Here is an 18981-nt window from a genome sequence, read left to right on the forward strand (position 1 = left end):
TATCGTATTATCTTATAATTCTTACCCTCTTTAAGTAAAAAGACAATAGACTGTTTTAAGTCATTGATTAAATCATATGCATGCTATCTCTATACGGGGCGCAAGAACCCACAATTTAAAAAATCTCGATTTGGATTTACCGCGAGATAAAATGATCGTCATTACAGGGTTATCTGGTTCTGGTAAGTCTTCTTTAGCTTTTGATACTTTATACGCAGAGGGGCAACGCCGTTATGTAGAATCTTTATCTGCATATGCCCGACAATTTTTGGCTATGATGGAAAAGCCTGATGTTGATTCTATAGAGGGTTTATCCCCCGCAATTTCAATTGAGCAAAAGGCAACTTCTCATAATCCCCGTTCTACAGTAGGGACTATTACTGAAATTTATGATTATTTAAGGTTACTTTATGCTCGGGTTGGAGAGCCTCGTTGTCCGACTCATCATGTGAGTTTACATGCACAAACCATTAGTCAAATGGTGGATCAGGTTTTGGCTTTACCTCTTGATAGTAAAGTGATGATTTTGGCCCCAGTAGTTCGTGAACGTAAGGGGGAGCAGGTTCAGCTATTACAACAATTACAAGCTCAAGGTTATGTACGAGCCCGTATTGATGGCGAACTTTATGAATTGGATTCTCCGCCTAAATTGGGTTTGCGTACAAAACATACTATAGAAGTAGTGGTGGATCGGTTTAAAGTGAGACCAGAAATTGCCCAACGATTAAGTGAGTCATTTGAAAATGCTTTAAACTTAGCCGAGGGGCTCGCTCTTGTGGCATCAATGGATAATCAATTTAATGAACTGGTATTCTCTTCAAAATTTGCATGCTCTGAATGTGGTTATAGCCTTAGTGAATTAGAACCCAGGCTTTTTTCTTTTAATAATCCAGTGGGTGCTTGTCCTAGTTGTGATGGACTAGGTGTGGATCAATTTTTTGATCCAGAACGAGTGGTTCATGATCAAACGGCAAGTTTAGCTGAGGGTGCTATTCGTGGCTGGGATAAAAAAACCACCTATTATTACTCAATGTTAGAATCACTTGCGGCGCATTATGGGTTTGATACCAATACCTCATTTTGCGATTTGTCTGAAGAAATCCACCAAATTATTTTATATGGAAGCGGACAGGAAATCATTGAGTTTCATTATCATAGACCTAGTGGCGGACATATGGTAAAGCGTCATTCATTTGAGGGTATTATCCCTAACATGCAACGGCGTTATCGTGAGTCTGATTCAGGAATGATTCGTGAAGAGCTTGCCAAATATTTATCATCCAGGCCTTGTTTGAGTTGCCAGGGTGCAAGATTACGTACTGAAGCACGCCATGTCTTTATTGATAATAAAAATTTACCTGAAATTACCGCTTACTCGATCGAGAACGCTTATGATTTTTTTAAAAATTTGCGCATGACGGGATATAAAGGCGAGATTGCAGCAAAAATCAATAAAGAAATTGTTGAACGCTTAGGTTTTCTTGTTAATGTAGGCTTGGATTATCTTTCATTAGCTCGCAGCGCTGAAACTCTGTCAGGGGGAGAAGCACAACGTATTCGTTTAGCCAGTCAAATTGGTTCAGGACTTGTTGGTGTGATGTATATTCTGGATGAGCCATCCATTGGCTTACATCAACGTGACAATGATCGATTATTAAAAACCTTAATGCACTTAAGAAATCTAGGAAATACGGTCATTGTTGTCGAACACGATGAAGACGCTATTCGTAATGCTGATTTTGTTTTAGATATAGGTCCAGGTGCAGGAGTTCATGGAGGTGAAATTGTTGCTTGCGGTACACCTCAAGAGGTGATGCAAAACCCAGCTTCATTAACGGGTCAATATCTATCAGGAAAGCAGTCAATTTCCATTCCGATAACTCGATCAGCCGTTAATCCAGAAAGAATGATCCATTTAAAAGGAGTGGTTTGTAATAATTTACTGGGTATTGATGTGAGTATCCCTTTAGGTTTAGTAACCTGCATTACGGGCGTTTCTGGTTCAGGTAAATCCAGTTTGATTAATGATACCTTATATCCGAGTGCAGCAAATTTGTTAAATAGAGCGAGTTTATATATCCCAGGATCCGCTAAAGAAATTTTGGGATTAAATTTATGCGATAAAGTAATCGATATTGACCAAAGTCCAATTGGTAGGACTCCTCGTTCTAATCCTGCTACATACACAGGGATCTTTACCCATATTAGAGAATTATTTGCTGCTACCCCTGAGTCTAGATCTCGCGGCTATCAGCCAGGACGTTTTAGTTTTAATGTACGCGGTGGCCGTTGCGAGGCATGTCAAGGAGATGGACTTATTAAGGTTGAAATGCACTTTCTTCCTGATATTTACGTTTCCTGTGATGTATGCAAAGGCAAGCGCTATAATAGAGAAACATTAGACATCCAATATAAAGGAAAAAATATTCATGAGGTTTTAGAAATGACGGTTGAGGATGCGAGTCATTTTTTCTCAGCGATTCCTGTGTTAGCTAGGAAATGTCAAACTTTGATGGATGTAGGCTTGTCGTACATCAAGCTGGGACAAAGTGCGACGACTCTTTCTGGAGGAGAGGCACAGCGAATCAAGTTGTCGCGTGAATTATCCAAACGTGATACCGGAAGTACTTTATACATACTTGATGAACCAACGACAGGGTTACACTTTCACGATACCAAGCAGTTATTGGCCGTTCTATTTCGTTTGCGCGAGCAGGGGAACACCGTTATTATTATTGAGCATAATTTGGATGTGATTAAAACAGCAGATTGGATTATTGATCTGGGGCCTGAAGGAGGCAGTAAAGGCGGACGTATTATAGCTACAGGAACACCCGAGCAAGTGGCTGAATGTGAGTATTCCTACACGGGACAATTTTTGAAACCTATTTTACAAGGGTAACACATCTAGTCAACATCAAGTTAAGCTGGCAACGAATTTTTTAAATGGTGATACAGGTAAAAACTTAGAGGTAAAAGTAAGGCCCAAGTAATGCCTACAGAAAAATAAAAGGGATAACTCTGTTCGATAACTACTATGTGACACAGGGCACCAATTTTGTAAGCAAAAGGCATCAAGAAAAGAGCAAAGAAAAACCAAATGAAATAATAGCGTGTTAATTTTTCATTAAGAATAATCAAATTTAAGCCAAAGCTTAACCAAATACAAATCATCCATGGCGCTGTGAAATAAGGGGCAAAAGGGTTTGCTTTAAAATAAATATAGTTTTGATGCAACCAAATTGTATCGGTAATGGAACCAATTAAGCCCATAAAAAGGGCAAAATAAAGCGCTTTTAAGTAAGGCAGGCGATTAATAAATTGCCAACTAATTTGTACGGCAATAATCAAAAAACCAATAATCGGTCCAAGGTATATTTTGTTTTGTGCTGCAAAATAAAAGCAAGCTATCCAACATAAATAGTAAGATAAAAAATGGATACACCATCCTAGTTTACTTTTATTCATTGATTTATCTCATTTTATAGTCCGTTGATAGGCAACTCTATTTTACAGGATTAATTCAATTATTTTCTTTACTAAAAATAGATAAAAGTGTAGAAACATCACCTTAGCTACACTGTTTTTTTTACAATTTTCGGTCTATAACTTAATTGTAGGAAATTTTGCATAGGAATAAAAATGAGTACTTTTTTTATTGTTCTGATAGTTATAGTAGTACTTATCTTGATATGGGCTATTAGTATCTACAATACTCTAATTCAATTTATTGAAGCAATAAATAATGATAAAAAACAAATCGATATCCAATTGGATCGTCGATTTAAAGTATTTGAATCTTTGATTGAGGCTGTAAAAAAATATATGGATTACGAACAAACTACTTTAAAAGATGTAGTCGCTTTACGGAATCAAGCTCAAGCAGCAAAAGCTTCAGGAGATGAACAGGGACGTATTGCTGCAGAAAACCAAATCTCACAAATTGCATCGGGCCTGAATGTAGTATTTGAGAGATATCCTGATTTGAAAGCAAGTCAAAATGTGATGCAATTACAAGAGGAAATAGTGAACACCGAAAATAAATTAGCCTATTCAAAACAAGCATATAACGACGCTATAGAGCGTTATAATGCGAAGAAAAAATCATTTTTTGAATCAATAATAGTATCAATATTTTCTTCTTCTTTAGATAAGGATTTTGTTTATTGGGGACTTTCTGAGGAGCAGATTAAAGTTAAAGAAGACTATACCGTAAAATTTTGAGTTTAGAATATGAGTCTTGAAGATTATGATAGTGAAGGTGTAGATTGGCGCGAGCAAATTCGGCGAAATAAGCACAAGACATTATTGGTGATGATGTTTTATATTGGAATTTATTTTGTTGTTGGCTGCGTTGCCGATGTTGCTATATTACAAGCGCTTTATTTTCCTCATATTACTCTGGAGCAAAGTGTTCTTGCATTGCTTCGGCTACAAGTTATTCCTTATGGCATCATTCTTATGGTTGGTTTTGCGGTAGTTTCATTAATCATTACGTATGCATTTTATGATCGGATTATGTTATTGGGTACTGATTATCGAGAAATTACTCCAGAAACGGCCACTAATTTACAAGAACAGCAACTCTATAATGTTGTAGAAGAAATGCAGATTGCTGCTGGTTTAGACTACATGCCCCGAGTATTCATTATTGAAGCGGATTATATGAACGCTTTTGCAAGTGGTTATAGTGAAAAATCGGCAATGGTAGCAATTACTCGAGGCTTAATAGAAAAGCTAGATAGAGCAGAAGTACAAGCAGTGATGGCCCATGAACTCAGCCATATTCGCCACCTTGATATTCGATTAACTTTAACCGTTGCCATCTTGAGTAATATTCTTTTAATGGCTGTTGATGTTTTATTTTATTCCGTCCTTTTTAGAGGTAATGATGAGCGACGTGAAGATAATCGATTGGTTATGGTTATTATAATTCTGCGTTATCTTGTGCCTTTAATTACAGTCTTATTGACATTGTTTTTAAGCCGAACCCGCGAATATATGGCGGATGCTGGATGTGTGGAGTTAATGCGTAATAATGAGCCTTTGGCTCGAGCTTTATTGAAAATAAGTGTGGATCATAAGCAATATGCAACACGTTATGCAGACGAGTACGGTAATACGCCTCATGAACAAGTAAGGCATGCTTCCTATCTTTTTGACCCTTCAGATATTGATCCTGTGAAGTCACTTAACACTGCTTTTGCAACCCATCCTACAGTGGATCAGCGTTTACGAGCATTAGGGTTTAAGCGTAAACAAGAGAAATAATTTCAGAAACTCAAATTAAGTCCTTCCTCAAGAGGCAAGCGGTCCTCTTGAATGGATATCTACCAACCTTTATCGGAGCAAATTAACTCATATGCCTTTACTATTTTTTGAGTTTTTTCATTGGCCATTTTAATCATTTCTTGAGGTAATCCTTGCGCAATTAATTTATCAGGGTGATTTCGGCTTAATAAACGCCTATAAGCACGTTTTACTTCTTGTTTGCTTGCATTAGGTGATATTTCCAGAAGAGCATAAGCATAATCCAAATTTGTTTTAGTGGATTGATAATTATATCTGCTGTACGAAGAGTAGGATTCAGAAGATGAATATTGTTGTGATTGTTGCTCGTTATTATGGGGTTGCTCATCATAGGAAGAGCTTCTCCCAAAATCTTCATAAAAACGATACTGTTTATGAAGTGGTGCAAAATCCAGTTTGGAAAAAATAATATCCAAAAGTTGTATTTTTTTTGCACTAAGACCATCAGTGAGGGCTGCGCGATATTGAATATCGAGAAATAACCTCAGTAAATCTCGATTATCTTTACAGGATTTTTTTAGTTTTTCGAGAATCTCATTTAGATTAAAATGGAGTTGTTTGCCTTCATTAAATAAACGTTTTGCTAAGTTTTTTTGTTCCTTGCTTAAACGCATTTCCTCCATAAATTGACGCGCAATGTTTAGCTCTTTCTCGGTTACGCGACCATCAGCTTTGGCCAAATGTCCCATAATGGAAAAGGTCGCTTCAAAAAAAGTCTTTTGGACGGCTTCGCGTTTTTCACTGTAATAGAACCAATGAGGGTTGGAATAGTATTGGGATAAACCTCTGTCAAAAAAATTACCTATTAAAAGACCAAAGAGTGTTCCCGTAGGTCCGGCAATTAAATAGCCAAAACATGCGCCAATAATTTTTCCCCACCAAGTAGTGATGATAAAGAAGTCCCGAAAAGTCATGTGCAAGGATCCTTTAAAATTAGCTCATTTTATCGCTTTATACCATATTTTAAGTATATACTGTTGCCTTTTGGGTTTGGTTTTATATGCGATTTTTTTACTCTTTTTTAATGTATTTGCTTATCCCTTTTATTTTAATACGATTATGGTGGAAAGGGAAAAGCTTACCAGCTTATCGAAAACGCATAGCAGAACGTTTTTTCCTAAGTACCTATGAGTATAAACCGGTTGATGTTTGGGTGCACGCTGTTTCTTTAGGGGAAGTTATTGCTGCGATTCCTTTGATTGATGCCATGCTTGATAAAAATTGGTCTTTATTGGTAACTACGATGACTCCAACGGGTTCAGAACGAGTACAAGCTCGTTTTGGTAATAAGGTGATGCATCAATACGTGCCTTATGATCTTCCTGGTGTATTAAAACGCTTTTATCAACGAATTAAACCTCGCGTTGGTGTGATTATGGAGACGGAGTTATGGCCTAATTTAATTTATCAGGCACAAGTCGCTCAAATTCCTTTATTGCTTGCTAACGCCCGCATATCGGATGATTCTTTACAAGGCTATAAGAAAATTAAATGTCTCATTAAACCTGTTTTAAATCAATTCTCTGCTATTTTGACGCAGGGAGAAGAGGATGCACGACGTTATATTACTTTGGGAGCTAGAGAAGAAATAGTACATGTTTTGGGAAATATGAAGTTTGATTTACAAACGAATAGCATCGAGAGCCAGCGTTTTAGTGATTTAAAAAAACAGTGGGGGGCTACACGTATTACAGTGATTGTAGCAAGCACCCATGAAAATGAAGAAGCACAGATTTTGTCTCAATTGAAGCGCCTACAGCAAGCAATTCCGGATGTAGTTTTATTAATCGCGCCGCGCCACCCCGAACGCTTTCAAACTGTTTATCAATTATGTATTCAGTCGGGGTTTAAGACAGGGTTACGATCTGATTTGCAGACATTGAGTCCGGAAAACGAAATTGTTGTACTCGATAGCCTAGGTGAGCTTTTAGGATTGTACCAAATTAGTGATTATGCTTTTGTAGGAGGCAGTCTTGTTCCTGTAGGTGGGCATAACATATTAGAGCCTATTGCGATGAATGTTCCGGTGGTAAGTGGCCATTACGTCCATAACTTTAAAGCCATTTGTGATGAGCTAACGGCGGCCCAAGGTATTTTATTGGTGCGAAGCGCAAAAGAAGTTATTGATGGAATTATTAAGTTGCATACAGATCCCATCCTCCGACAGCAGATGATTCACAATGCTACTGCTGTTTTCGAAAAGAATAAAGGTTCGGTTGTACGACATTTGCGACAAATTGAAGAGGTAATATAGGAGAACCAACGCTTAGTTTTTGAAAGAATGTCGTTCTCCTAAATGCCTCTTCCTGTTCCAAAAGTGGGGGGTTTAAAAAGCTTCTTCATTTCCCGGTTGCAAGCAACCGGGCTACATTTTTGCGTGGAGCAGTGGGAAATAGTTTTTGAAAGAATGTCGTTCTCCTAAACGCCTCTTCCTGTTCCAAAAGTGGGGGAGTTAAAAAGCTTCTTCATTTCCCGGTTGCAAGCAACCGGGCTACATTTTTGCGTGGAGCAGTGGGAAACAGTTTTTGAAAGAATGTCGTTCTCCTAAACGCCTCTTCCTGTTCCAAAAGTGGGGGGTTAAAAAGCTTCTTCATTTCCCGGTTGCAAGCAACCGGGCTACATTTTTGCGTAGAGCAGTGAAAAAAACAGAAATAGATCTCTTTCACTGATGAAAGAAAGTATATTTTAAGAGCCTTGATTTTGTTTTTCTTTAATTTCTGACAAAGTTTTACAGTCAATACATAACGTTGCGGTAGGTCTTGCTTCCAAACGTTTGAGACCAATTTCAATGCCACATGCTTCACAATAACCAAAGTCTTCATTTCTTAAGCGTTCTAATGCATCTTCAATTTTTTTGATAAGTTTGCGTTCACGGTCACGTGTGCGTAATTCGATGCTAAACTCTTCTTCTTGGCTTGCCCTGTCAGATGGATCTGGGAAATTGGCAGCTTCATCTTTCATATGGGTCACAGTACGATCAACTTCTTCCATTAATGATTGACGCCAAGCTAACAATATTTTTTCAATATGTGCTAACTGCTTTTCATTCATATACTCTTCCCCAGCAGTTTCCTGATAGGGGGCAATTCCCATGCTACCTATTGCGTCGCTTTTCACGTTGTATTGTCTCTCATTGTTTTTATCAATTAATTGTTCGGTCATGTTAGTCTCCCTCCCGGTGTTTAACCTGGGACTGCAGAAAGGAAAGCGTTTAGGTATACCAAAAAACTATTGTATCATCAATAATATTATCGCCAACCCCCACTTACTCTGTCATGACCCTGGATGTCTTGCCAACATTTTATATTTCTATATCCTAATTTATTAAGTATAGCTTGTACTTTAAATTTTTGATCAAATCCATGTTCAAGCAAGAGCATACCTTGAGGTAAAAGATATTCATAACCGTGCTCAATGATACATTGTAGATCAGCTAAGCCTTCTTGACTACTCACTAGTGCATTTCGGGGCTCAAAACGTAGATCACCTTGTTGAACATGCAGATCGTCTTCTGCAATATAGGGGGGATTGGCTACAATAGCATGGTATTGATACTGCGGAATTCCATTAAACCAGTCTGATTGAAAAAAGTTTATATTTTTTATTTTGTGGTTTTGTGCGTTTTCTTTTGCAACTTTTAATGCCTCTTGACTAATGTCGCATGCAACAATTTGCCAGTTTGGTCGTTCTTTTGCTAATGCTAAGGCTATGGCTCCGCTTCCAGTACCTAATTCAAGAATATAAGTATCCGGTAAATTAGGGATAAACTCTAAGGCTAATGCTACAAGTAATTCCGTTTCATGGCGTGGAATTAAAGTATGTTCATTAACCTTCAAATTTAGCGACCAAAATTCACGTTGACCTGTAAGATAGGCAATCGGCATTCCTTGTGCTCTTTGGGCCATTAAATGTTCAAATGTAGCTAATTGTTGCGGGGTAAGCAATACTTCAGGATGAGCAAAGAGGTAGGCTCTGGTTTTATTTAAAACATGGCCTAATAAAATTTCTGCTTCCCGCTCTGGATTTTGTTTCAGGACTGTATGGATGCTAATCATTTCGCCCTAATTCTGCGAGTAACTCTGCATGATATTCACGTTTTAAAGGCTCAATTACTAAAGAGAGCTTACCTTCCATTACATCATTTAATTGATAGATCGTTAGATTAATTCGATGATCTGTTAAACGACCTTGGGGATAGTTATAGGTACGAATTCTCTCAGAGCGATCACCTGTGCCCACCAGCGATTTACGCGTTTGTGCTTGCTCTTTCTTCTGTTTACTTTGTTCCGCATCCAACAAGCGTGTTTTAAGTAAAGACATTGCTTTAGAGCGATTTTTATGCTGGGAGCGCTCATCTTGGCATTCCACAACTACACCAGTAGGTATATGGGTAATACGAATAGCAGAGTCTGTTTTATTGACGTGCTGTCCACCGGCTCCTGAAGAGCGATAGGTATCTATACGTAGATCATCTGGATTAATTTGAATATCATCAATTTCATCAACTTCAGGTAAGATAGCAACAGTACAGGCAGAAGTATGAACACGTCCTTGGGATTCAGTTTCAGGAACACGTTGTACACGGTGAGCCCCAGATTCAAATTTAAGCTGTGAATAAACAGCATTACCACTAATACGCGTGATAATTTCTTTATATCCGCCATGTTCGCCATGACTTGCACTAATTAATTCCTGTTGCCAGCCTTGTTCTTCTGCATAACGAATGTACATACGATAAAGATCACCGGCAAAAATCGCAGCCTCGTCTCCTCCAGTTCCTGCTCTGATTTCGAGATAAATATTGCGTTCATCATCAGGATCTTTGGGAATCAAGTGCCATTGTAGTTGCTCATCGAGTTCTTCCACTTGATTTTTGGCACTTGCTAATTCTTCATCCGCCATTGCTGCTAATTCTTTATCCTCACCAGCAAGTAACTCTTCTAAAGAAGACACATTATTTTGGGCTTCGAGATAAGTTTCATAACAAGTCGCTATAGGTTCTAATTGTGCATATTCTTTTGATAAAGTTTTAAATTGATTTTGATCAGCAATAATTGATGCTTCAGATAATAAGCGTCCCACTTCCTGATAACGTTCCAGCATTTGCTGCAGTTTTAGTTCAAGAGATTTCTTCATAAGATGATTGGCGTGTTGTAGTAGTAAATAGATATTGTGCTAAGGTAAATAAATCTTCTCGGCCATCTTTGGCTATTTGTCTTAAACCGGCGGTGGGATTATGGGTAAGTTTATTTACCAAACGTTCGCTAAACTCATTTAAAACAAGCTGCTGACATTGGCCTGCAGAAAGTTTTTTCAAGGCTCGTTGCAATTCTTTTTGTGCCAGATCATACATTTGGTTACGATAATCACAAATGACTTTTTTGGCTTTAAGAGAACGGTGTTTGCGAATGTAATTATTCAGTTCTTCATCAACTAATTGCTCTGCATGTAACGCAGCAAGACGTCTTTCCTCGATGCCTTTTTCTATCATAGCTTGCAAATCGTCAATATTGTAGAGACGTACTTGAGCGATTTCTTTGACATTGGCCTCAATATCTCGAGGGACTGCTAAATCTAAAAAGAACATGGGGGCATGATTTCTTTGATTTAATGCTTGCTTTACCAAATCCTTATTAATAAATGGAATGGGGCAAGTCGTTGCAGAAACAATAACATCTGCTTGAGACAGATATTGAGCAATATCACTGATAGGGATCGTTTTTCCATTGAAGGCTGTTGCCAGTTTCTCTGCATTTTCTTGGGTTCTGCTTGCTACCATGAAATGGTTCACACCTTGTTGGTGTAAATATTTTGCTACTAAAGAAGCAGTTTCGCCTGAGCCAATTAAGAAGACATTCAGTGATTTGTAATCTGTAAAGAGTTGGCCAATAAGTTGAACCGCAGCATAAGCTACTGAAACAGGGTTGGTACCTATACCACTTTGAGTACGTATACGCTTTGATGCACTAAAAATATATTCGAAAATCGAGCGCAATTCTGTTTTTATGGTACCAAGATTACAGGCATGTTGATAAGCTTGTTTCATTTGGCCAAGAATTTGTGGTTCCCCAATCATCATGGAGTCCAAACCGCTAGCGACTCGTAAGGTGTGTTTTATTCCTTCATGGCCTTTATATAAATACAAAAAAGGAGACAAGGATTCATGTGATAATTGATGTTCTTGTGCAAGCCAGTGGGCAAGAACTTGCGGTTCGTGTGTATCACAGTAAATTTCTGTGCGATTACAGGTCGATAAAATAACAGCTTCATTGACCCCGGGGAGATTGAATAAGCTATTGAGCAATAAATCTTGGGTAGCCGGAGCCATGGCGACTTTTTCACGCACGTTTATTGGAGCAGTTTTATGATTTAGCCCGCAAGCAACAAACACCATACGATTATGAATTATTGAATTTGAAATTATTGAGTTAATCGGAGGATTGTAAACGATTAGTGGTTAAATTTGTAGAGTACTGGGGCCATATTTATGGAATTGTTATGCAGGAGCTTATTTAGCTTACTCTATTTAGGTTTTTTTTCATACGTTACTGAGGAGGCGAATTGTAGGGAACGAACCTTCATATATCCCGTGTACACTTAGTTTTGTGTTTGGTTTCTGTGGTCCTTCGTCTACCTTAGTGAGTTTGAGGCACGATCTATCTAGAATGATTTAAAAATATCTTCTTGTAAAATTAAAGTACATTTTTGTTTTGCCGCTAACACTAGTAGAGGGTTTTTGTTCAAATGCCCAAGTTGACGAGGGGAATGAATCATGGACATAATCTTACAAGGCGAGCATAGTGGTGAAGAAGCGACACAAAGCCTGGCGCGTGTATTGGAATTATTTAAGGAGCGTTATCATATCGCGGGATTTCGTGAAATTCATTTAACAGTAACTTTGCTTGATGAGCAAGGGGACGATGTAGAATTGATTGATAGTGAATCAAATCAGGCATATCGAATTTTTGAAGTCTATCGTCAGGGATATGAACTTGGTTCAAGTAAAGGAAAAAAAATTCCAGTATTGCAGTTAGTTGTGGATAACACACGTACACGATAAAGGAGTGATCTATGCTTTTGGCAATTATCGCCATAATACTTACATTAATACTTGTAGTAGGGATACATGAAGGTGGGCATGCCGTATTAGCTCGTTTTTTTAAAGTAAAAATTAAAAAAATTTCCATAGGATTTGGTAAACCACTATTACGCTGGCGAGGCAAAAGCGGTTGTGAATGGATATGGGCTTTTTTTCCTTTAGGAGGATATGTCCAATTAGAGAACACTCGAATTAGTCCAGTAAAGCCAGCAAAATACGCAGGATGTTTTGATAAGAAGCCAATTTGGCAACGCATCCTGATTTTGTTAGCTGGAGCAGCTGCCAATCTCATCACTGCTTGGTTTGCTTTTGTCATCGTATTCTCTATAGGTCTTAGTTATCACTTCCCTGAAATCAAAGATGTACAAGCCAACAGCACTGCTGCTCAAGCAGGGATGCTTCCAGGAGATAGGTTTGTATCCATGGGTGGCCATGCTACTCCAACTTGGAGTGATGTGGGCATGCAATTAGTCATTCTTTGGGGGAAAAAAGACATTCCTGTAGTGCTTAGTCGAAGTGATGGCAAAGAGGCTAATGCAGTGCTTGATTTAAGCCATGTGCAATTTCGAGGAGCAAAATTATCTTTATTAGCGCAACTGGGGATTGAACCCAATTTATCTGCAGCAAAAAGTGAATTACGTGCTTCCTCATTTGTTGATGCAATGTATCACGCTAATGCCACGATGATGCATATGATTTATTTTTTCCTGATGGTATTAAAACAGTTATTTTCAGGCTTAATCCCTTTTTCCGCCTTGTTAGGTCCTATAGGTATTTTTGCTGCTTCAGTGGCTTCACTGACTCAAGGAGTAGTGGTTTTTATGTTTTTTATTGCGACTTTAAGTCTTGCTGTTGCAGTGATTAACTTATTTCCCATTCCGGGATTAGATGGTGGTTCTATAGTTTATGCTCTAATCGAAAAAATCCGCGGCAAACCCGTATCTGTAGCGATGGAACTTTTATTACATCGACTGGTATTTATTGTGTTTTGTGTGGTATTAGTCCATTTATTAATGAATGACTTGCAAAGACTTTAAGTAAATTTAAAAGATAAAGATTAAGTTATCATTGTTTCTCAATAGCTCGTGCACAACACCAAACATCCACCTGTTTCACTCCGGATTTCTTTAAAGTGCATGCCAGCTCATTTGCTGTATTACCTGTGGTCAGAAGATCATCGATAATAGCTACATGTTGATAAGGAAGTTGTTGCGTTATAAATGCAGAACGTAAATTTTTTCTTCTTTGTTTTTCATCCAAACCTGCTTGAGGTTTGGTGTTGAGAATTTTTTGACAACTGAATAAATCGTAAGGAAGCTGTAATTTTTTAGCTAAAGAACGAGCTAAGACTGCTGCTTGGTTAAATCCACGTCGTTTGATTCGTTGTGGATGCATAGGGACAGGAATTAAACACTGGGGCAAATCTGCTTGAGTTGATAATGATTTAAAAATTAAATGGCTTAAAAAAGAAGTAAGATAAAGACCATCATGATATTTGAATTGATGTAAAAGGCTTCGCAGTGGTTCTTCAAAAGTGTAGTTAATGAGTGCTCGATCAAAAGAGGGTGGTTTTTTAATACAATGTCCGCAGATAAGAAAATGGGCATTAGGTAAGGGATAAGCACAATGACGACAGCCAGGTCCTAATACAGGCATGAGCTCAAGGCAATGTGAACATACTGCCATTTTGTTGTTGTGGAATTGATTGCATAAGATACATATTGAGTATATACGTAAACTTTGTGTTAAACTCCATATTTTTTGACGCACGAGAAGTTGGATTCCTTTAATCTTTCCTGGTTTTATAATGGCTGTTATCTATGAAATTAGCAAGGCATTTAATCGACATGCCACCGAATATGAAGTTGCTGCTAAAGTGCAGCAAGAAATTGGGGGGCGTTTATTAGAGCGCTTGCATTATTTAAACATGAAACCACAACGTATTTTGGATTTAGGTTGTGGCCCAGGTTTCTTTTCCCAAGAATTAGTGCGGATGTATCCAAAAGCGCAAGTTGTAGGTTTGGATTTAGCCCAAACTATGTTAGTTCAAGCGCGAAAAAAACAAAGCTGGCGACGTCGATGGTCTTTAGTCGCAGCAGACATGCAACTTATGCCCTTTGCAGATGGAGCGTTTGATTTAGTTTTTGCCAATCAAGTGATTCATTGGGGTGGTCATTTAACTTCGGTTTTTCGAGAATTAAATCGCATCATCAAGACGAATGGATGTTTGATGTTTACTACATTAGGACCTGAGACGTTTCAGGAATTAAAAACTGCCTGGTTGGGGGTGAATCATTACGCACACGTTAATGAATTTGTTGACATGCATGATGTAGGTGATTGTTTGATGTCTGAACATTTCTTAGATCCGGTCATCGATATGGAGTTGTTAGCAGTGCATTATGAAAGTTTACCTAAGTTGTTACAGGCTTTAAAGGCTCAAGGAGTCAAAAATATTAATCCTAAAAGGAATCAAGGATTAACTGGAAAAACAGCTTGGCAACTATTTGAACAAAACTATGCCACGATGCAAACCGGTAACGGAAAATACCCGCTGACTTATGAAGTAGTTTACGGACATGCCTGGAAGGGAGAACAAAGAAAAACAGAGTTCGGAATAGAAACAAGGATTCCTGTATCACAACTATTGAAGCACAAAAGTTAGATCCTCATGTTGCAGTTGGTATACTTTGATTTCCCTAAATAATCTATATCCTCTACTGCAGAATGAGAAATTAAAAAGCAGTAGAGGTAATCTTACTTATTCAATTTAGGCATAAGAATATCTTCAATGTCCTTATTTTTTTCATAACGTTCAGAGGGTGGATTTTTTAGCTTCTCTTCTAAGTGTGCCTTAGAATCTTTTTGGGTTCTTAATTTTATAATTTCAGCCAATAAAGGGTAATTCCCACTTTCGTCATCCTGAATATGCTCAGAAAGCCATTCTGGTGCTCGAGCATCTTCTGTTGCTCCTCTATCAACAAGCTGATCCCAACAATTAAATGGGTATTTTGTTGTTGAATCTTCATGACCTAAAAGTTTAAAAATATTATTACAAATATCTTTAATAGCCATATTTTCAAGAAAATTCGGATCTTGTTGTTGTTTTAATATAATTAAACACCATTGGATAGCATGAGTGAACTCACCATGAAAAGCGTTCCTGAGGCCACTGTCTTTGAGAATAAATCCTGAAGCGGTTAAAAACATAAAATCCTCTTTACTTAATCCCTTATCACCCATTGTTTGGATCATCCCTTCTCTAAATCCGGCGCTGGTTAATAGTTCCTGAAGTAGTGTTCGTAATTGCTTCGTTGCTCCTTTTTTTCCTGCTTTTAATTTACTGTTTTCTAACTTTGTTGCAAGTAGGTTATTTAAACGAGTAAGTTGCTCTTCTACAGCGTCAACATTCATGAAAAATTTTTCTATTTTGACACAATGTTTTATAAATGGTTCATTATTTAATAAGTCTCCTTTAAGTGATTTTTTGAATTCTTCTTCGAGTTCGTCTTTTTGTGTGGGAGGGTCATTTTTAAAGAACATACAAGCTCCTTGATACACTAAGTGCACAATAATTATACAAATTAAGTATAGAATAGAGTTTGTTGGTGAGCAAAAGATGATGTCAGGCTGTTAAAAGGCCCTATTTTACGAAAGTCTGATAAGAAATGTCCAAGAAGCTAAAATCGATTACTACGCTCCTGCAATTCTTCAGTTAAATGAATCAATGAGAGCGCCTTTTGATCAAATATGTGTAATGCATCAAGAGCAATTTGATAGTGTTTGCTGATTTCTATCTCCAATTTATCTTTGCTGTATAAAGTAGCAAAAGTAGTTTTTTGATTCGCTAAATCAGAAGAACGTCCTTTACCCAAAAATTCGGCTGGAGCATAGTAGTCTAAATAATCATCTTGCATTTGAAAGACAAGACCAATGTGACTTGCATAAGTTCGCAAAGCGGATTGATAAGCTTCGGATGTTGGCTGGACTCTCAAAACCATTTCGATACACGCAAGAATAAGCCGTCCAGTTTTAAGATGGTGGATTTCTTTGAGTCGCTTGTCATTAATCGACGATTTTGCTAATTCAGATAAATCCAGGCTTTGTCCGCTTACCATTCCACTAATACCGATTGCTTGAACGAGCTCGCGAGTGATGGAAATGACGCGCTCAGGTTGTACCAAGTGAGGAAGATAAGTTAAAAGCACATCAATAGCTAATGCTTGCATGCCATCACCTGCCAAAATCGCAGTTGCCTCATCAAATGCTTTATGACAACTAGGCCTTCCTCGGCGTAAATCATCATTATCCATTGCCGGAAGGTCATCATGGATTAAAGAGTAACAATGAGTTAATTCTACTGCAGCAGCAATAGCATCCAGAACATTTAGGTCCAGATCAAGTAAGCTTCCAGTAAGATAGACCAAAATAGGTCTGATTCTTTTTCCACCAGGGAAAAGAGAGTAGTCTATTGCAGAACGTATGATCACTGCAGGAACAGATGAATGAGCAATGACCTCCTTCAGAAATGCTTCATGTCGATTTATGTAATTGCTAATCACTTAATTGTTCGTCCGAGCTTGGTTCAGCGGTAGTTAATAGTTCTATTTTTTGTTCAGCCTTCAGCAATGCATCTTGACAATGTCGTGCTAGACCTATGCCTTTTTCAAATTGTTTGAGGGAATCTTCTAAAGAAAGCTCTCCTTTTTCTAATTGCCTGACAATTTCTTCCAGTTCCGTGATTGATTGTTCAAAATGGAAGCCTTTGCTCATAGAATTTGTCCTGAGTGCGCAAAATGTAATGATTATACTGGGTTACTCTAAGGATTCAACCTAAAAATTAAGTCACTCTTAAAGCACGAGTGCTTTAAAACTCAAGGAGTAGATCATAAAGCTTCTATAGTATAAATCGTGTATAGTAGGCGCTACCCAATCTAATGGAATCAAGATGAAAGCAAAAACCCAATTTGTATGCAATCAATGTGCTGCACTGTTTAAACAATGGGCTGGGCAATGCACACACTGTGGGGCATGGAATTCGATTGCAGAAGAAGGGGTCACACCCGCGGGTCGCAATGCTCGCAGTGGATCTTGGGTCAATCAGCGTTCAGTAGTCACTGCGGTTGAAGATGTGGTTATGGATAAAGAAGTGCGTATGGATTGTGGTTTATCTGAGTTAAACCGAGTACTTGGCGGTGGTTTGGTTTATGGTTCAGTAGTCCTTATTGGTGGCGATCCTGGTATAGGCAAATCTACTTTATTATTACAAACACTGGCCAATCTTTCTCTCCAAGAAACTGTACTTTATGTAACAGGTGAAGAATCCTTACAGCAGGTTGCTATGCGAGCTAAACGCTTAGGATTACCCTTAGCGGGACTAAGACTTCTAGCAGAGACGCAAGTTGAGTCAATTATTGTACAAGCGCAAAAGGAAAAGCCCAAAATTATTGTCATTGATTCTGTACAGACTATTTTTACAGAAACGATAAGCTCTGCCCCAGGTGGTGTTAGTCAAGTCAGAGAATCGGCAGCACAATTAGTACGTTTCGCCAAAATGACGCAAACAGCTGTATTTTTAGTGGGTCATGTAACTAAAGAAGGTGCTTTGGCAGGACCGAGAGTTTTAGAGCATATGGTTGATAGTGTTTTATATTTTGAAGGACAAAATGACAGTCGTTTTCGAGTCATTCGTACTATTAAAAACCGCTTTGGTGCAGTGAATGAATTAGGCGTATTTGCGATGACGGATAAAGGTTTAAAGGAAGTGGCTAATCCTTCAGCAATTTTTTTATCGCGGCAACCAGAACCTACTTCAGGGAGTGCAGTGATGGTTACATGGGAAGGATCACGACCTATGTTAGTTGAAGTGCAAGCACTGGTTGATGAAGCACATGGACAGCAATCCAAGCGCGTTACGGTTGGGCTTGAATCGAATCGCTTGGCTATATTGCTTGCGGTTTTACACCGGCATGGAGGAATTGCCACTTATGATCAGGATATATTTATTAATGTAGTAGGTGGTGTAAAGGTTACAGAAACCGGCTCAGATTTGGCTTTATTAGCTGCAGTGGTTTCCAGTTTGCGTAATCGAGTATTTGATCGCGAAACCATTATTTTTGGTGAAGTGGGGTTAGCGGGGGAAATTAGACCTGTACAAAGTGGACAAGAGCGTCTGAAAGAGGCAGCAAAACATGGTTTTAAACGCGCGATAATTCCTTTTGCTAACGCACCTAAGCAGAACAACGCTTCCATGACAATAGAACCTGTTAAATACCTGCATGAAGTTTTAGAAAAAATGTAGAATTTGTTCCTCATGATTTTCACTGTTATTAGGTTAACGTCAGTTTTGATAAATACTCGAGTCATTATCTCGAGCCGTTCGGACTGAGGAAGCGTTTACACCGTCTTGGAGCTTATACAAGGCCTTCGAGACGGAGCTTTCGCTCCTCCTTAGGCTGAACGGATTAAAGGAACAACAAGATTATCCTTCTGAATGGGGCAAAGTAACAACACGATTATTCTTAATTTTAAGTGTAGATATCTCTCAGGGTTGTTGCTCCACTAAACTTTAA

Annotated in this window: 18 protein-coding genes; 8 read left to right on the top strand and 10 right to left on the bottom strand. The window is 38.3% G+C overall.

Going from position 1 to position 18981, the window contains the following annotated elements:
- The first annotated feature begins 76 nt into the window (after positions 1 to 76).
- Positions 77 to 2902 carry an excinuclease ABC subunit UvrA gene (gene uvrA, locus DYH34_RS02785; protein ID WP_058465028.1) on the top strand — a complete coding sequence of 942 codons (2826 nt, stop codon included), beginning with the start codon at positions 77 to 79 and terminating at the stop codon, positions 2900 to 2902.
- Between the two features lie 20 nt (positions 2903 to 2922).
- On the opposite strand, the gene DYH34_RS02790 is transcribed toward uvrA, so the two are convergent.
- Positions 2923 to 3468, bottom strand: coding sequence for a DUF2878 family protein (locus DYH34_RS02790; RefSeq protein ID WP_058465029.1), 546 nt, complete (start codon positions 3466 to 3468; stop codon positions 2923 to 2925).
- A 174-nt stretch (positions 3469 to 3642) separates the two neighbouring features.
- Here DYH34_RS02790 and DYH34_RS02795 point away from each other — a divergent pair, with 174 nt between their 5' ends.
- Positions 3643 to 4224 (top strand): LemA family protein, encoded by a 582-nt coding sequence (locus DYH34_RS02795; protein ID WP_058465030.1) that lies wholly within the window; start codon positions 3643 to 3645, stop codon positions 4222 to 4224.
- A gap of 9 nt (positions 4225 to 4233) precedes the next feature.
- Positions 4234 to 5271: a zinc metalloprotease HtpX gene (gene htpX, locus DYH34_RS02800; protein WP_058465031.1), complete on the top strand. Its 1038-nt coding sequence runs from the start codon at positions 4234 to 4236 to the stop codon at positions 5269 to 5271.
- 59 nt (positions 5272 to 5330) lie between these two features.
- Here htpX and djlA read toward each other — a convergent pair whose 3' ends face one another.
- Complete coding sequence (gene djlA, locus DYH34_RS02805) at positions 5331 to 6224, bottom strand: co-chaperone DjlA (protein WP_058465032.1); 894 nt, start codon at positions 6222 to 6224, stop codon at positions 5331 to 5333.
- 86 nt (positions 6225 to 6310) lie between these two features.
- Between djlA and waaA the strand changes: the two genes are divergently transcribed.
- A complete protein-coding gene (gene waaA / locus DYH34_RS02810) occupies positions 6311 to 7564 on the top strand; it encodes a lipid IV(A) 3-deoxy-D-manno-octulosonic acid transferase (protein ID WP_058465033.1) in 1254 nt (417 codons plus the stop codon).
- Between the two features lie 431 nt (positions 7565 to 7995).
- On the opposite strand, the gene dksA is transcribed toward waaA, so the two are convergent.
- The 4 genes from dksA to hemA all read right to left on the bottom strand — a co-directional run bounded on the left by dksA (position 7996) and on the right by hemA (position 11704).
- The gene (gene dksA, locus DYH34_RS02815) at positions 7996 to 8472 is read right to left on the bottom strand and encodes an RNA polymerase-binding protein DksA (protein WP_058465034.1); all 477 of its coding nucleotides are present in this window, start codon (positions 8470 to 8472) and stop codon (positions 7996 to 7998) included.
- An 86-nt stretch (positions 8473 to 8558) separates the two neighbouring features.
- Complete coding sequence (prmC, locus tag DYH34_RS02820; protein ID WP_058465035.1) at positions 8559 to 9365, bottom strand: peptide chain release factor N(5)-glutamine methyltransferase; 807 nt, start codon at positions 9363 to 9365, stop codon at positions 8559 to 8561.
- Positions 9358 to 10446, bottom strand: a complete 1089-nt coding sequence (gene prfA / locus DYH34_RS02825) for a peptide chain release factor 1 (protein WP_058465036.1) — start codon at positions 10444 to 10446, stop codon at positions 9358 to 9360. Before prfA ends, prmC begins: the two co-directional genes overlap by 8 nt.
- On the bottom strand, positions 10430 to 11704 hold the full coding sequence (gene hemA / locus DYH34_RS02830; RefSeq protein ID WP_058465037.1) for a glutamyl-tRNA reductase: 1275 nt from the start codon (positions 11702 to 11704) through the stop codon (positions 10430 to 10432). Before hemA ends, prfA begins: the two co-directional genes overlap by 17 nt.
- 378 nt (positions 11705 to 12082) lie before the next feature.
- Between hemA and DYH34_RS02835 the strand changes: the two genes are divergently transcribed.
- Together DYH34_RS02835 and DYH34_RS02840 are read left to right on the top strand one after the other, a co-directional pair.
- Complete coding sequence (locus DYH34_RS02835) at positions 12083 to 12370, top strand: hypothetical protein (RefSeq protein WP_058465038.1); 288 nt, start codon at positions 12083 to 12085, stop codon at positions 12368 to 12370.
- An 11-nt stretch (positions 12371 to 12381) separates the two neighbouring features.
- On the top strand, positions 12382 to 13446 hold the full coding sequence (locus DYH34_RS02840) for a M50 family metallopeptidase (protein ID WP_058465039.1): 1065 nt from the start codon (positions 12382 to 12384) through the stop codon (positions 13444 to 13446).
- Between the two features lie 28 nt (positions 13447 to 13474).
- Here the strand turns inward: DYH34_RS02840 and DYH34_RS02845 are convergent, their stop codons facing one another.
- Positions 13475 to 14179: a ComF family protein gene (locus DYH34_RS02845; RefSeq protein ID WP_338011275.1), complete on the bottom strand. Its 705-nt coding sequence runs from the start codon at positions 14177 to 14179 to the stop codon at positions 13475 to 13477.
- 37 nt (positions 14180 to 14216) lie between these two features.
- Here DYH34_RS02845 and bioC point away from each other — a divergent pair, with 37 nt between their 5' ends.
- Positions 14217 to 15074 (top strand): malonyl-ACP O-methyltransferase BioC, encoded by an 858-nt coding sequence (bioC, locus tag DYH34_RS02850; protein ID WP_058465041.1) that lies wholly within the window; start codon positions 14217 to 14219, stop codon positions 15072 to 15074.
- Positions 15075 to 15166: 92 nt separating this feature from the next.
- Here bioC and DYH34_RS02855 read toward each other — a convergent pair whose 3' ends face one another.
- The 3 genes from DYH34_RS02855 to DYH34_RS02865 all read right to left on the bottom strand — a co-directional run bounded on the left by DYH34_RS02855 (position 15167) and on the right by DYH34_RS02865 (position 17182).
- Positions 15167 to 15952, bottom strand: a complete 786-nt coding sequence (locus DYH34_RS02855; RefSeq protein WP_058465042.1) for a LirA/MavJ family T4SS effector — start codon at positions 15950 to 15952, stop codon at positions 15167 to 15169.
- Positions 15953 to 16089: 137 nt separating this feature from the next.
- Positions 16090 to 16971, bottom strand: a complete 882-nt coding sequence (locus DYH34_RS02860) for a polyprenyl synthetase family protein (protein WP_058465043.1) — start codon at positions 16969 to 16971, stop codon at positions 16090 to 16092.
- Positions 16964 to 17182, bottom strand: a complete 219-nt coding sequence (locus DYH34_RS02865; protein ID WP_058465044.1) for an exodeoxyribonuclease VII small subunit — start codon at positions 17180 to 17182, stop codon at positions 16964 to 16966. Before DYH34_RS02865 ends, DYH34_RS02860 begins: the two co-directional genes overlap by 8 nt.
- A 175-nt stretch (positions 17183 to 17357) precedes the next feature.
- Between DYH34_RS02865 and radA the strand changes: the two genes are divergently transcribed.
- On the top strand, positions 17358 to 18710 hold the full coding sequence (gene radA, locus DYH34_RS02870; protein ID WP_058465045.1) for a DNA repair protein RadA: 1353 nt from the start codon (positions 17358 to 17360) through the stop codon (positions 18708 to 18710).
- Positions 18711 to 18981 lie beyond the last annotated feature (271 nt).

Source organism: Legionella cincinnatiensis (assembly GCF_900452415.1).
Classification (GTDB): Bacteria; Pseudomonadota; Gammaproteobacteria; order Legionellales; family Legionellaceae; genus Legionella; species Legionella cincinnatiensis.

What these genes read in the sequence shown, in the direction of transcription:
- prmC (WP_058465035.1), bottom strand. Translation starts at nt 9,365, where the DNA reads ATGATTAGCATCCATACAGTCCTGAAACAAAATCCAGAGCGGGAAGCA.
- prfA (WP_058465036.1), bottom strand. Translation starts at nt 10,446, where the DNA reads ATGAAGAAATCTCTTGAACTAAAACTGCAGCAAATGCTGGAACGTTAT.
- hemA (WP_058465037.1), bottom strand. Translation starts at nt 11,704, where the DNA reads ATGGTGTTTGTTGCTTGCGGGCTAAATCATAAAACTGCTCCAATAAAC.
- htpX (WP_058465031.1), top strand. Translation starts at nt 4,234, where the DNA reads ATGAGTCTTGAAGATTATGATAGTGAAGGTGTAGATTGGCGCGAGCAA.
- DYH34_RS02840 (WP_058465039.1), top strand. Translation starts at nt 12,382, where the DNA reads ATGCTTTTGGCAATTATCGCCATAATACTTACATTAATACTTGTAGTA.
- uvrA (WP_058465028.1), top strand. Translation starts at nt 77, where the DNA reads ATGCATGCTATCTCTATACGGGGCGCAAGAACCCACAATTTAAAAAAT.
- djlA (WP_058465032.1), bottom strand. Translation starts at nt 6,224, where the DNA reads ATGACTTTTCGGGACTTCTTTATCATCACTACTTGGTGGGGAAAAATT.
- DYH34_RS02790 (WP_058465029.1), bottom strand. Translation starts at nt 3,468, where the DNA reads ATGAATAAAAGTAAACTAGGATGGTGTATCCATTTTTTATCTTACTAT.
- DYH34_RS02865 (WP_058465044.1), bottom strand. Translation starts at nt 17,182, where the DNA reads ATGAGCAAAGGCTTCCATTTTGAACAATCAATCACGGAACTGGAAGAA.
- DYH34_RS02795 (WP_058465030.1), top strand. Translation starts at nt 3,643, where the DNA reads ATGAGTACTTTTTTTATTGTTCTGATAGTTATAGTAGTACTTATCTTG.
- DYH34_RS02835 (WP_058465038.1), top strand. Translation starts at nt 12,083, where the DNA reads ATGGACATAATCTTACAAGGCGAGCATAGTGGTGAAGAAGCGACACAA.
- radA (WP_058465045.1), top strand. Translation starts at nt 17,358, where the DNA reads ATGAAAGCAAAAACCCAATTTGTATGCAATCAATGTGCTGCACTGTTT.
- DYH34_RS02855 (WP_058465042.1), bottom strand. Translation starts at nt 15,952, where the DNA reads ATGTTCTTTAAAAATGACCCTCCCACACAAAAAGACGAACTCGAAGAA.
- bioC (WP_058465041.1), top strand. Translation starts at nt 14,217, where the DNA reads ATGGCTGTTATCTATGAAATTAGCAAGGCATTTAATCGACATGCCACC.
- waaA (WP_058465033.1), top strand. Translation starts at nt 6,311, where the DNA reads ATGCGATTTTTTTACTCTTTTTTAATGTATTTGCTTATCCCTTTTATT.
- dksA (WP_058465034.1), bottom strand. Translation starts at nt 8,472, where the DNA reads ATGACCGAACAATTAATTGATAAAAACAATGAGAGACAATACAACGTG.